The following is a 13,923-nucleotide window of genomic DNA, read 5'->3' as shown; positions in this document are numbered from 1 at the left end:
TTAATTTATTTTATCTTCCTTCTTACGCCTAAATATACCCAAACCAATCATTCCGAACAACAATAGCACTAGCAATCCTGAAGATGCTGTAGCTACTGTGGTACTTAAATAATAATCTTTTGGTTCGAACTTAAATACTATTTCATGCTCACCGGCAGGTATACGCATAGCTCTCAATGTCCAGTCGGCACGAAAATGCGGCACTTCCTTTCCATCCAAATAAGCCTGCCATCCATCAGCAAAATACATTTCTGAGAATATAGCAAGCTGCTCACCGACAGCCTTCGATTTATATGTTAATATATTAGGTTTATATATAGTCATTTCTATTGTAGCCATAGAATCGGCGACAATATTCAATCCAGACAATTCGGCTTCAAAACGTTTGTCCACTAATGCTGTTTGGTGAGTATCCAATGTCTTTAAAGCAGCAATCTCCTCATCTGCATTATTTACCAATTTATATTCAGAGACAAACCATGCAGCACCCATTGCATAAGGATTTATCAATGGAGGTTGCTCTGGATTATAAATTATATATTTTGTATTCAATAAGTTCAATCCTGTAGTCGCTGCAAATGAAGCTGTAATGGTATCTATATTCTGCGATGCGAAAGAGGCCGCAACATGTCTTATATCTCCTTCTAACTGATGGTCGATAAGCTCCTGATAACGTTTGAGCTTAGCAGCATGATATCCTCCTATCGACTTATGATAATAAGAAGTATTCGTTTCATTAAACGGATTGTTCAAATTGAGAACCCGATAAGAAGGATGAGTGTCTTGCAATATGATTTTATCGACAGGAGTTTGAGAGAATGTTTGTGTTGTATAAGTCGTTTTATTCACAAAGTTAGTTGCGTTCAGATAGCGTTTATCCACTCCCCACAAATCAATGAGTAATAAAACTGAAATAATAGCAGCCGAATACATCATCAATTTTTGCTTCTCTATCTTAGTACGGAAAGAAAAGTATAATACAGCACCTGCCAAAACAACAAATATCAAAGACCTAAAAGCATCGGCAGATAAAAGATCTTTTCGATCGGCCAACAGAGCATTGTAATACCAATCAGGCACCTGACTACGCCAAGTCTCGTCTGTTCCGGAAGTAAAATTAAAGAAGAATCCGGGTGCGATCCAGAAGAAGAAACATAGCCCTCCTACTACCCCGAAGGAAATATAAAGCGCTTTTTTCAATTTTTGAATCTCAATATCACCTGACAAAAATTCTTTTATACCCCATACAGCAATCATCACCACCGAAAGTGCGGGTATAACTAAAGCTGTCGATACAGCACGAAATTTATTATATAACGGGAAATGATAGAAGAACAAGTCATTAAACCATTCCATATTTTTTCCCCATGACAAGAATATAAATAATATAGTACCGGTAAACAAAGCCCACTTTACCTTACTGCGTATAACAATCATACCCAAGATAAACAAGAAGCAAATAATTGCCCCGAAATAGACAGGACCGGAAGTAAATGGCTGTTCACCCCAATACGTATTTGCCCGTACTCCTTTGGCATCGACCTGTGCTCCATTCTTCACCATCTCGTTATATAAATTGGATGAATGGTCAAGCATGCCGCCCGATGAACCACCATATATATTAGGTATCATCAAAGATAAAGTTTCGGCTTTGCCATAACTCCAAGCAAAGGCATAGTCTTTATCCAAGCCCGAAGATTGTTTTTCGGTTGAAGTGGGTGTAGTAAGTTCCGATTTTCCTCGTGTACTTTCTTCTGCCATTTTCAGATTGGAATATATATTCCCCATGTTACATGCTGCTGCCATTACAAGGGCGATAATCATCACACCACAGGCTTTCACTAAAGTTTTGATATCTTTCTCCGATATCATTTGAACAGCAAAAGCAACAAACAATATAAAGCAGAATATACCTGTATAGTATGTCATCTGCAAGTGATTATTCTTTATTTGCAAGGCTAGTCCCAACGCAACCAGGAGACCTCCGAGCAATATCTTTTTCCTAAACAGAGCCATTATTCCGGCCACAATCAACGGCATATATGCTAAAGCCCATGCTTTAGTAACATGTCCGGCCTCTAATATTATTATATTATATGATGAAAGAGAGTAAGCAATAGCCCCTATTATAGATATAGAGGGCTTGAAACCCATAATACAAAACAAAAGATAAGCCATCAACATGCCTACAAATACAGGGCCTGCCGTATTAGAGCCTAATGCCTTGAAAGGCATCTGAATATAATCGAGAAAATTAGGGCTTCCTCCCTTTATTCCTATTTGATATGCAGGCATACCCGAAAACATAGAACCAGTCCAAGCCGAAGATTGCCCTTCTTTCTCATAATATTCGTTTAATTCTTGAAATGCCCCTTGAAACTGGGTTACATCATGTTGTGACAAAACTTTACCATCCATGACAGGACTAAAGTATATCATCGTAATAGCTAAAAATACTATTATAGCAACAATATGAGGCAACATTGTTTTGAGTAAGGATTGCTCTTTGTTTATCATCTTATTTCATTTTTAAGGCCAAAGACCTATTTATTATTCTGGTATATATGACAGATATTGTATATTAGACTTTAATGTATCATTAGTCCATTTCTATTTTTTCTTCAATATATATATTAACGAGCTACAGCGTTTTTTATTCGCCAGAGAACGAAGAAAAAAGATTCCACCTTTGACCAGTCCAACCAGGCTGGCCATAAAGGTACCTTTATTTTGTTCACTCAATAAGGATATATAAAAAGAATCGAAATTCATGGGTCTTATTTCTTGTAATTCGAAATGATGCCTATCGGCTAAATATTTAAAATCGGCAGGCGAAAAATGCCACAAATGGCGTGGAACATCGTATGCGGCCCAATATTCTTTATAATATCCGGCATCGAACGAGTCTTTATTAGGCAGCGCAATAATAGCAACACCATCATCCTTTAAAATAGTATGAAGATGCTCCATTACTTTATTCAGATGTTCCAAATGTTCGAGCACATGCCACATAGTCACTATATCCTTAGTCTTAGCCGGAATGTCGTATAGATATTCCGAATTTTGACAATCCATACCAAATTTCTGCTTGGCATATTTGCGGGCAGCATCTGATTTTTCAATACCTGTAACGATCCATTTCTTACTTTTCATCTTATTCAGAAAATAACCTGTCCCCGAACCTATATCTAATAACATACCTGTTTTTTTCGAAGCATGGCAAGTTACTATCTTTGATTTCGATCTAAGTGCTATCTTCCGAGCCAAATGATAGAGACTATTGATTATACCCTTATGGCTATCTGAATGTGATATATATGCAGGAGCATCATAATAAGGCCCAATTTCATCCTCGGCAGGGAAATCCTGAGTAAGAGCGAAATTGCAAGACTTACACTTACATATATTAAAGACCTCTTTTGTTGTCAAAAAATCTTCACACGAAAGAAATGGAATAAGTTCACTGCTCCCACAGACAGGGCAAACCTTAGTGTTTATTGTATTCATTGGTTTATCCGTCATATCACTTAACAAATTGAGTTCGGTCTACCTCATTAAAGTTCTTAATTATCTGGCAGTCTTCCCATCCTGTATAATCATCATCGTTAGAGTTGACAGCTATTATTTTCCCTACCTCGGCATTCTTTGCCGATTGCAGTCCTGCGATAGCATCTTCAAATACAATCACATCCTTAGGTTGTTTTCCTATAACAGCTAAGGCCAACTGATAAATCTGCGGATCGGGTTTGCCTTTTATTTTCCCATTATTATAAATCACCTTATCATACTCGAACCACTGGGTTAGTGGAAGATGCTCAAAATAAAAATCGACATTTTCCTTTCCGGAAGCAGTAGCTATAGTAAAAGGAATATTCTCATTCTTTAGAAAATCAAGGAAATCAGTTACACCCGGAGCCAGGTTCATTTCTGTTTGCAAACACAACTGTTGATACAACCCTTCTTTTTCGAGTATAAAATTTGCGACCTCCTTATCGGATAGAGACTTATTAAAGAGAGAGATAAATAAGTCGTGGTTATTTTTCCCGTGCATTTTCTGAAATTTCTCTTCATCAGAAAGAGATAAATTATACCTTGTAAGGAATATATCCCATGCTTTGTTATGTAGCTTAGTATCCCAAAACAAAGTACCATTAAAATCAAAAATGACTCCCGAAAACGACATAAACTTTTTCTTTAGAATTAGCCACAAATGTACGAAATACTTAGATATATAGATATTTGAAGAGCTAACTATTATTTTTTTTATACTTTTTATCCAAACTTTTGGCTTTCCTTTGTTGTTAGATTATCAAACAATCTGGATTACTAACACTTAAAAATCAGGTTATGAAAAGAGATTTTAAAGACGCGATTAAAAATCGCAGAACATATTACAGCATTAACGACAAAAGTCCTATATCTGACGAAGCTATAAAAGAAATTATAGATTTTGCGGTCTTAAATGTACCGTCTTCATTCAATTCGCAATCCTCAAGAATAGTATTGCTACTCAACGACAATCATAAAAAACTATGGAACATAGTAAAAGATGTGTTAAGAAAAATTGTTCCGGCAGATGCTTTCCCTGCAACTGAGTCGAAAATAGATAACGCATTTGCTGCCGGATACGGCACAATATTATTCTTTGAAGACCAAAGTGTAGTAGAAGGATTGCAGAATGCTTTTCCGTCATACAAAGATAATTTCCCTGTATGGTCTCAACATACATCTGCCATGCATCAACTCACAATATGGACTATGCTTGAGGATGCTGGATTAGGAGCGTCTCTGCAACATTACAATCCTATAATAGATGAAGAGGTTGCTAAGGCATTTAATCTTAACCCGAAATGGAAGCTTATAGCCCAAATGCCATTCGGAACACCGAATAGCCAACCGGGAGCAAAAGAGTTCCAACCTTTGGATAAACGAGTTTTAGTATTCAAATGATTAGAATACTACTTTACTATAATCAAAACCCTAAAAGCCATATCTGACTTTTAGGGTTTGATTTAGAATATTTTTCTTTTATATTTCTTCGAACCTTGCCTGGAAAAAGCGAAGATACTTCGGTTCGTAAACCATTTTCAAACCTCTAGCCTTATCCCTATTCTTATACATTTCGATAATACTCCATGCTGCAACATCGAAATGGGCCTGAGTATATACACGACGCGGTATAGTTAGACGTACCAACTCTAATTCGGGATAATAATGATCTCCTGTCTCTTTATTTCTTCCGGCCGAAACGATCCCGCGTTCCATTCCCCTCACTCCACATTCTACAAAAATATCAGCTGCTAATTTTTGAGCAGGAAATTGTGCTTGTGGTATATGTGAATAAAACTTCTTGGCATCAATAAACACTCCATGTCCTCCGATAGGGAGAACAATAGGAATACCAGCCTCCTTCAAGAGATTACCAAAATATTCAACCTGCCTTATACGTGAAGCAATATTTTCGTCCTGAACGGCTTCGATCAAGCCTTGTGCCATAGCTTCCATATCACGCCCTGCAAGTCCGCCATATGTAGGCATCCCCTCATACACGACAATCAGGCTGCGTAATTCATCAAATAAATCAGGATCATTACACATTACAAGTCCGCCTATATTCACATATAAATCTTTCTTAGCACTTACAGTAGCAGCATCGCTGTATGAACAAAATTCACGATTTATATCTTCTACACTTCTATTCCTATAGCCTTCCTCCCGTTGTTGGATAAAATAAGCATTTTCGATATTACGTGTCGCATCGAGTACTACTTTTATACCATGTTTATGCGCCAGATCCGAAACAGCTTTCATATTAGCCATACTCACCGGCTGTCCTCCTGCCATATTAACCGGAGCACCGATAGTGATATACGCTATATTTTGCCCTCCCTTTTCTTTTATGAGCCTTTCGAATTTATCAATATCTACATTTCCTTTGAAAGGATGGTCTGATTGGCTTTTGTGAGCCTCATCTATAATCACATCTACAAATGTACCTCCTGCAATCTCCTGATGCTGTCGTGTTGTTGTGAAATACATATTACCGGCAACATACTGTCCGGGAGTAATAGTACATTTGCTTAATAAATTTTCTGCACCACGTCCCTGATGAGTAGGCAGAATGTATTTATATCCATAATATTTTCTACAAATTTCTTCCAAATAATAATAGCTACGACTCCCTGCATAAGATTCATCTCCAATCATCATTTTCGACCATTGCATATCACTCATTGCATTAGTTCCGCTATCGGTAAGCAAATCGATATATACATCATCGGCATGTAGCAGAAAGGTGTTCCATCCAGCCTCTTTCATTACTTCTAAACGATGTTCCCGGGTTGTTGTTTTCAGTGGCTCTACAACTTTAATACGATAGGGTTCTGCCCATGGTTTCTTTGAAAATGCCATACTGTAGAATTTTAGGGTTAAACAAATATCTAAAGAATATATTTTCTAATCAGATCTATCTATTTGACCTATCGAAGCAGGTCTTTCTACAAATTTAAAACTATTATTCGACAATATAGCCTTTATTTAAGACTTTTCGCTGACATATTTACAGTTCTTTTTTTACAATATTAATTCTATCTTTACAACTAAAATTTAATAATATGACTTTAGATATTATCCTTATAATATTAGGAGCTGCGTTTATTATTATAGGCATTTTAGGATGTGTCTTACCTGTTTTACCAGGAGTACCTCTTAGTTATATAGGGATTGTTCTTTTGCATCTTACAACCAGAGTTGAATTTTCCACAACATTTCTAGTTCTATGGGGTCTTATTGTAATCGCTGTACAAATACTTGATTACTATATTCCAATATGGGGTACCCAAAAGCTTGGTGGTGGTAAAAAAGGAGCTTGGGGCAGTGCTATAGGCATTGTAGTTGGTATGTTTATTATTCCTCCTTGGGGAATAATAATATTTCCTTTTGTTGGTGCTGTAATCGGAGAACTTATGGATGAAAAGGAGTTTAAGATAGCCCTAAAAGCTGGACTCGGGGCTTTTCTCGGTTTTGTAGCTGGCACCATCATGAAGTTGGTTGTGGCTATAGTATTAGCGTTCTATTTTTTTAAGGAGATAATCTATATTTTAATAAATTAACAGACCTTAGCTCTACAAAAAAAAGATAATCACTAACGATTATCTTTTCGCGGAGAGGAAGAGATTCGAACTCTCGATACCCTTTAGGGGTATACACGCTTTCCAGGCGTGCCTCTTCAACCACTCGAGCACCTCTCCTTTTTAGGTTGCGAGTGCAAAGATAGAATTATTTTTCTAAGCCGAATAGCTTTACAGCATTTTCTGTTGTTATTTCTCCTACTTCATCGATTTCTACTGTAAATATATCAGCTAGCTTTTGAGCTATATTAACAGTATAGGATGTTTCGTTTCGTTTACCACGATACGGAACAGGAGCCAAATATGGAGCATCCGTCTCTATTATTATCTTAGATAAATCTGTTGCTTTCAAAACAGTAGATAGAGTCGAATTCTTAAATGTAACAACACCATTTATACCTATAAGGAAGTTTCCCAAAGACAGTATATCTACCAGCTCCTGTTCTGTCCCTCCAAAACTGTGAAACGCCCCTCTTAACTTCTCAGGCCCAACATTCTTAATGCCTTCTATACATTCTGATATAGCATCGCGAGAATGTATCGAAACAGGCAAATCATATTCGATACTCCAACGAAGTTGTTCCTCGAAAGCTAACTTTTGTTCTTGCTCATATGTCTTATCCCAATATAAATCGATACCTATTTCGCCCACAGCAACATAATGCCGAATAGCAAAAAGCTTTTTCAAAAAAGACAATTGCTCTTTCCAATCAGCTCCGACACTTGTAGGATGAAGTCCCATCATTGGAAGGCAATAATCAGGATACCGATCCGATAGCTTATGCAATCTGTCTAATGATTCCCTGTCTATATTTGGAAGTAATATTTTTTCTACTCCAGCTTGCTTTGCCCTTAAAATAACATTATCCAAATCGTTATCAAATTCTTCGGCATAAATATGTGTATGAGTATCAATTATCTTCACTTATTTCTTTTTCTCCTTTTCTTAAATAATATACAACACCGTACTCTTTACAACGCTCCAGACGTTCCTTAGCGGGTAAATAGGCAAACGCTCCTTCGATCTGATTCCAAAGAGTAGCCAAAACTTCATCTACACCGGCTCTCTGTTCTGTTAACAAATCCAGCTCTCGGATTGTAGTATTTTGATGTGTTTTTTGAGCAAAATAAGCATCCTTAAATAAAGAAAAAGCAACATTTACACGTGCAATAGCAGGATTATAAATCGGAGCCGCCCCTTGTGCTAATCTGGCTTGTTCTCCTTTAATTAAGCTATTTCCCCAATAGAGAATAGCATCGTTACTTGTCAAATCGGGAACAGTAAAATTGTCCGGTTCCAGATTATAAAGTTGCTTATGTTCCTTTTTTATTTCATTGCGAATAACACAAAGATTAAGCACTTGAATAAAATGAGAGATATAAAGTCGTGCATTCTTTACCAATTTCTGAAATTTTTTATTTGCAGCAGCCTGTATTTGTAAACTATCCCGGTAACGAATCTGAGCATTCTCAAAATTCAGCAGTAACACCTCAAGTTTGCGAATGTCAAGCAGCACTACACCCTGACCGAATAGCGAATTATGTCTTTCGATCGCTGTCCTCAACGCTTTTATCCGTGCATTATCAGTATTTGGTAAACGACGATATGGCATATGTTTTAGATTAGGAAATTCTTGTCATTAAGCTCTCGGCAAGCTCATATAATTCTGCTTTTTTAGCCTTGTCTACACTTACTTTATCGAGACATATCAAAGCTTCTTTATAGTAATCATTAATAAGGTCTTCCGATTTTTGCTTTAAGCCAAGCTTATTATAAATATCTGTCACTGCTTTTATTTTCTCTGTCTCTTCAAAATCAACTTTGTTAATCCAGTTCATTAACTCTTCTCTTGCTGATTCATCAGACAAAGCATTTATCAATAAAAACGTTTTTTTATTACACAGAATATCACCTCCGATTTTCTTTCCAAAACTACTACTTTCCCCATATACATCGAGTAAATCATCCTTCAATTGAAAACCCAGCCCGACATTTATTCCAAAGTTATAAAGATTCTCGGCATCAGCCTTCGATGCTCCTGCCACAATAGCACCTTCCTTCAGTGCACAAGCCAACAATACAGCCGTCTTAAGACGTATCATCTCCAAATATTCCGGTATTGATACATCAATCCGTTGCTCAAATTCCATATCGTATTGTTGTCCACAGCATATTTCGGTTGCTGTAACTGAAAATAAATCTAATACTTCGGGTAAGTACGCCGATTCTATTTTAGCAATCTCTTTATATGCCTCTATCAACATGGCGTCTCCTGAAAGCACTGCTGTATTATCATTCCATTTTATGTGAACAGTCGGTTTTCCTCTGCGCATATCAGCCCTATCCATCAGATCGTCATGCAATAATGTAAAATTGTGAAAAACTTCAACAGCCAATGCAATGGGGATAACCTTCTCTATATCGTCTTTATACAAGTTATAAGACATTAGCGCTAAAGCGGGACGTACTCTTTTGCCTCCCAATGAGAGTATATAAGTTATGGGTTCGAAAAGTGATTGTGGTGCGTTTTTGTATTTTATTGTATTTATATTAGAGTTTACAATATCTAATATTTCATCGAAAGTGTACAATGGTTTCATTCGTGAATAATAGTTACTAAATTATATAATCCATATACGATAAATTAATCTATTTCAAAAACAGATGCTTTACGTATCCAAGCAAAGATAATCTATTAGCTATAAAAATCAAAATATTCTAAAATAGAACATTTTAATTTAAAATTATTTCTAATTTTATAGGTCATTAACAAAAAAGTAATTAAGTAAATGAAAAACTGTTACCTACTTGTTATAGCAAGTATCTTAATTCTTCAGTCTTGTGCCCAAAACAAGCCCACCGAGTCTAAAACCAAAGCAACTTCCGGAAACCCCATCTGGGAAGGATGGTATGCTGATCCAGAAGGAATCATTTTTGATGATAAATACTGGATTTATCCAACCTATTCAGCACCTTACGATGAGCAGGTTTTTATGGATGCATACTCGTCTTCCGATCTGGTTAACTGGACCAAGCATGAACGCATTGTCGACACATCTGCTGTAAAATGGGTTAAACGAGCAATGTGGGCTCCGGCCATAGTAAAAAAAGACAGCAAGTATTTCCTTTTCTTTGGAGGAAATGATATTCAAAGTGATAACGAATACGGAGGTATAGGTATTGCCGTTGCGGATAAACCAGAAGGGCCATTCAAAGATTATTTGGGAAAACCACTTATCGACAAATTCTACAATGGAGCCCAACCTATCGACCAGTTTGTATTCCAAGATAAAGATGGCAGCTATTATATATATTACGGAGGATGGAGACATTGCAATGTGGCCAAACTTAGCGACGACTTTAAATCAATAGTACCTTTCGAAGATGGAACACTGTACAGAGAGGTTACTCCCGAAAGTTATGTTGAAGGCCCATTTATGTTTATTCGCGATGGTAAATATTACTTCATGTGGTCGGAAGGTGGATGGACCGGCCCAGATTATTCTGTTGCTTATGCCATTGCTGATAGTCCATTCGGTCCATTCAAACGTATCGGCAAGATATTGCAACAAGATCCGAACATTGGTAGAGGAGCTGGTCATCACTCAGTAATACACGAAAATAAATCAGACAAATGGTATATTGTTTACCACCGTCGCCCGTTGACAGAAACCGATGGAAATCATCGTGTAACCTGTATAGATGAAATGTTCTTTGACGAAAACGGCCTAATAAAGCCAGTAGTCATGACTAACGAAGGCGTAGAAATTAACTCACTTAAATAAATAAACCTTATGAAAAAAACATTTTTTGCTGCTCTGGCAGCAACTCTACTCCTTGCGGGGTGTAATGAAGCCCCCGTTGGCAAGCTCACGGAATCGGGATTGGACAAAGCCAAGTTCGAAACCGAAATTAATGGTAAAAAAACAGATTTATATGTGCTCACCAACAGTAGTGGCATGGAAGTATGCATCACTAACTTAGGGGGAAGAATTGTATCTGTGATGGTTCCCGATAAAGACGGTCAGAAAAAAGATGTAGTATTAGGATTCGACTCAATCCAAGATTACATCAATGTTCCATCAAATTATGGAGCTGTCATAGGCCGTTATGGTAATAGAATCGGCAATGGTACATTCGAATTAGACGGAGTAAAATACGATCTGCCTAAAAATAATTTCGGGCATACTCTACATGGTGGAGATAAAGGCTATCACACAGTTGTATTCGATGCAAAACTAGCAAGCAGCAATGTACTTGAACTAACTTACTTGTCGAAAGACGGTGAAGAGGGATTTCCCGGAAATTTAAATGTTAAAGTTACATACATACTTAGTGATGACAATGCCATCCAAATTAAATACGAAGCTGAAACAGACAAACCTACTGTAGTGAATCTGACTAACCACTCGTATTTCAATATGGACGGCGATCCTAATATAACAAACTCAGACTGGCTGCTTACGCTGCATGCTGATCAATATACTCCAATTGATTCTACATTTATGACTACAGGAGAAATACTTACTGTAGAGAATACCCCAATGGACTTCCGCACACCAACTGCTATAGGCTCAAGAATAGATGATGCTTCTTTTGTCCAACTAGTAAACGGAAAAGGATACGACCACAACTGGGTATTGAATACAGGAGGAGATATAAATAAAGTAGCTGCAACTGTAGAGTCTCCTAAAACCGGTATTGTATTAGACGTATACACTACTGAACCGGGAATCCAGTTCTACGCAGGAAACTTCATGCAAGGTACAGATACAGGTAAAAAAGGTATTGTATACAAACACAGAACTGCTATTTGCCTTGAAACTCAAAAATATCCTGACACTCCTAACAAGAAAGATTGGCCTACAACAACTCTTCGTCCCGGAGAAAAATACACAGGAGAAACTATTTATAAATTTTCTGTAAAGAAATAAGGTTTTAAACCAAGAGAATTTTAGTTTTCCTTGGTCATTCCGGACGGAGTGAAAGATCTCAATAAAGTAAATTTGAGATTCTTCACTCCGTTCTAAATAATAGAAAGCAATGTTTAAAATTAATATCATAGAAAGCGGGTACATAATGGCCGATGGAGGCGCTATGTTTGGTGCAATACCCAAACGCGTATGGCAACGAAAATACCCGGCAAACGAAGAAAATCTTTGTCCGTTAGCTATGCGATGCATACTCGCCATATCCGAAAATCACAAGATATTAATAGACACAGGAATAGGAGATCAGCACACTAAACAGATATCTTATTATCAGCCTAAAGAATTAAAAAATATAGCCCGAGAAATTGAAAACATGGGCTATTCGATTAACGATATAACCGATATTGTTCTTACTCATTTGCACTTCGATCATTGCGGTTATGCAACATACAGGAACGAAAACGAAAATATTGTTCCATCTTTTCCCAATGCTAAATACTGGATAAGCAAGAAACAATGGGAAAATGCACAAAATCCGAATCGGCTAGAGTCCGACTCTATATTCATAGAAAATATTCTCGCTATAAAGGAATCGGGATTACTCTCTTTGATTGATAAAGATATTTCATTATATGATGGATTCAGCGTGCAATTGTTCGATGGACATACTTCGGGCCAATTAGTTGTATATATAAATACAAAGGAGGGAATACATGTCCTTCCCGGAGACCTTATCCCTACATCATCTCATGTATCCTTAAACTGGATATCGGCCTATGATATCTGTGCTCTAACATCTGTAATAGAAAAAGAAAGGTTCTTAGCCGAAGCCGAAAGAGATGGTTATACACTTATCTACTACCACGATGCCTTTATAAAAAGTAGCAAAGTAAAAAAAGTAAATGATAATTATAAAGCATTAATTACAAAACTATAAAACCGAAGCCATCAGACTCCGGTTTTATTCTATACATATCACTCTTTAGATATTAAAATAGCTAAAATACCATAGGCACATCTATTAACAGGATACGTGCATTATCCGTATCAGCCGTTAGTTTTATACTTTCTATATCTGATATCCCTAATGCGTCACGGCGGTATAATTTCTTGCCGTCGATAGTAAACTCTCCTTCCACTACCATTGCAAATACACCATTTCCTTGTTTCTTTAACTTGTAGTCTACTTGAGTTTCTTTTTCAAAGGTTCCGATATTAAACCATGCACTTTGATGAATCCATAAGCCTTCATTTTCCTTATCATCTACAGGACCTACAATCTGCACCAATTGATTTTTATTTTGTATAAAATCAAAAGCCCTTTGATCGTAACGAGGCTCTACATTATTCTTATCAGGGAAAACCCATATTTGAAAAAAGTTTACAGGTTTATCTTTATTCGAGTTATATTCACTATGTGTAATCCCCGTTCCGGCACTCATTACCTGCACTTCACCCGAACGTATAACTTCGGTATGCCCCATACTATCTTTATGCTCCAAATCACCATATAAGGGTATGGAGATAATTTCCATATTATCGTGAGGATGGGTGCCGAAACCTTCTCCCCCTTTTACAATATCATCATTAACCACCCGTAATGCTCCAAAATTGATACGATTAGGATCGTAATAGTTCGCAAAACTGAATGTATGATAAGAATCCAACCATCCATGATTAGCATGTCCTCTTGAAGAAGCGCGATACAATGTTGTTTTCATAAAAATGATCCTTTCTTTAAAATCCTTTTGTTATAAACATTCTGATTAATTAAAATGTTCTGATTTACACTACAAAGATAAGACCTATAAATGTATTTACAAAATAATAAAAATGATACATATATATAAATATATTAATA

Annotated in this window: 13 protein-coding genes and 1 tRNA gene; 5 read left to right on the top strand and 9 right to left on the bottom strand. The window is 36.8% G+C overall.

What is annotated here, in order from left to right:
* The 3 genes from JGH11_RS05260 to JGH11_RS05250 all read right to left on the bottom strand — a co-directional run bounded on the left by JGH11_RS05260 (window position 1) and on the right by JGH11_RS05250 (window position 4,183).
* Complete coding sequence (locus JGH11_RS05260) at window positions 1–2,517, bottom strand: YfhO family protein (protein ID WP_201110522.1); 2,517 nt, start codon at window positions 2,515–2,517, stop codon at window positions 1–3.
* Between the two features lie 93 nt (window positions 2,518–2,610).
* On the bottom strand, window positions 2,611–3,507 hold the full coding sequence (locus JGH11_RS05255) for a class I SAM-dependent methyltransferase (protein ID WP_201110521.1): 897 nt from the start codon (window positions 3,505–3,507) through the stop codon (window positions 2,611–2,613).
* Between the two features lie 16 nt (window positions 3,508–3,523).
* Complete coding sequence (locus JGH11_RS05250; RefSeq protein ID WP_201110520.1) at window positions 3,524–4,183, bottom strand: HAD family phosphatase; 660 nt, start codon at window positions 4,181–4,183, stop codon at window positions 3,524–3,526.
* 164 nt (window positions 4,184–4,347) lie between these two features.
* Between JGH11_RS05250 and JGH11_RS05245 the strand changes: the two genes are divergently transcribed.
* Window positions 4,348–4,950 (top strand): nitroreductase family protein, encoded by a 603-nt coding sequence (locus JGH11_RS05245; protein WP_201110519.1) that lies wholly within the window; start codon window positions 4,348–4,350, stop codon window positions 4,948–4,950.
* A 78-nt stretch (window positions 4,951–5,028) separates the two neighbouring features.
* On the opposite strand, the gene JGH11_RS05240 is transcribed toward JGH11_RS05245, so the two are convergent.
* Window positions 5,029–6,411 (bottom strand): tyrosine phenol-lyase, encoded by a 1,383-nt coding sequence (locus JGH11_RS05240; RefSeq protein ID WP_201110518.1) that lies wholly within the window; start codon window positions 6,409–6,411, stop codon window positions 5,029–5,031.
* Between the two features lie 203 nt (window positions 6,412–6,614).
* Between JGH11_RS05240 and JGH11_RS05235 the strand changes: the two genes are divergently transcribed.
* Window positions 6,615–7,112 carry a DUF456 domain-containing protein gene (locus tag JGH11_RS05235; protein ID WP_201110517.1) on the top strand — a complete coding sequence of 166 codons (498 nt, stop codon included), beginning with the start codon at window positions 6,615–6,617 and terminating at the stop codon, window positions 7,110–7,112.
* A 50-nt stretch (window positions 7,113–7,162) separates the two neighbouring features.
* Here the strand turns inward: JGH11_RS05235 and JGH11_RS05230 are convergent.
* The 4 genes from JGH11_RS05230 to JGH11_RS05215 form a co-directional block, all read right to left on the bottom strand.
* A tRNA-Ser gene (locus JGH11_RS05230) sits at window positions 7,163–7,250 on the bottom strand.
* A gap of 28 nt (window positions 7,251–7,278) precedes the next feature.
* Complete coding sequence (locus tag JGH11_RS05225) at window positions 7,279–8,055, bottom strand: TatD family hydrolase (protein WP_201110516.1); 777 nt, start codon at window positions 8,053–8,055, stop codon at window positions 7,279–7,281.
* Window positions 8,042–8,743, bottom strand: a complete 702-nt coding sequence (locus JGH11_RS05220) for a hypothetical protein (RefSeq protein WP_201110515.1) — start codon at window positions 8,741–8,743, stop codon at window positions 8,042–8,044. The genes JGH11_RS05225 and JGH11_RS05220 overlap by 14 nt, the downstream gene beginning before the upstream one ends.
* Window positions 8,744–8,753: 10 nt before the next feature.
* A complete protein-coding gene (locus JGH11_RS05215) occupies window positions 8,754–9,722 on the bottom strand; it encodes a polyprenyl synthetase family protein (protein WP_201110543.1) in 969 nt (322 codons plus the stop codon).
* A gap of 198 nt (window positions 9,723–9,920) precedes the next feature.
* On the opposite strand from JGH11_RS05215, the gene JGH11_RS05210 reads away from it, so the two are divergent.
* The 3 genes from JGH11_RS05210 to JGH11_RS05200 all read left to right on the top strand — a co-directional run bounded on the left by JGH11_RS05210 (window position 9,921) and on the right by JGH11_RS05200 (window position 12,999).
* Complete coding sequence (locus JGH11_RS05210) at window positions 9,921–10,916, top strand: glycoside hydrolase family 43 protein (protein ID WP_201110514.1); 996 nt, start codon at window positions 9,921–9,923, stop codon at window positions 10,914–10,916.
* A gap of 9 nt (window positions 10,917–10,925) precedes the next feature.
* Entirely contained in the window at window positions 10,926–12,065 is a 1,140-nt protein-coding gene (locus JGH11_RS05205) for an aldose epimerase family protein (protein WP_201110513.1), read from the top strand.
* A 109-nt stretch (window positions 12,066–12,174) separates the two neighbouring features.
* A complete protein-coding gene (locus JGH11_RS05200) occupies window positions 12,175–12,999 on the top strand; it encodes an MBL fold metallo-hydrolase (RefSeq protein WP_201110512.1) in 825 nt (274 codons plus the stop codon).
* Between the two features lie 61 nt (window positions 13,000–13,060).
* Here JGH11_RS05200 and JGH11_RS05195 read toward each other — a convergent pair whose 3' ends face one another.
* On the bottom strand, window positions 13,061–13,783 hold the full coding sequence (locus tag JGH11_RS05195; protein WP_201110511.1) for a pirin family protein: 723 nt from the start codon (window positions 13,781–13,783) through the stop codon (window positions 13,061–13,063).
* Window positions 13,784–13,923: the final 140 nt, after the last annotated feature.

Origin of the sequence: Dysgonomonas sp. Marseille-P4677, assembly GCF_016652235.1 — a bacterium.
Lineage (GTDB): Bacteria > Bacteroidota > Bacteroidia > Bacteroidales > Dysgonomonadaceae > Dysgonomonas.
The sequence above is the reverse complement of the archived record's forward strand: the minus strand, read 5'-3'. Positions and strand labels throughout refer to the sequence as shown.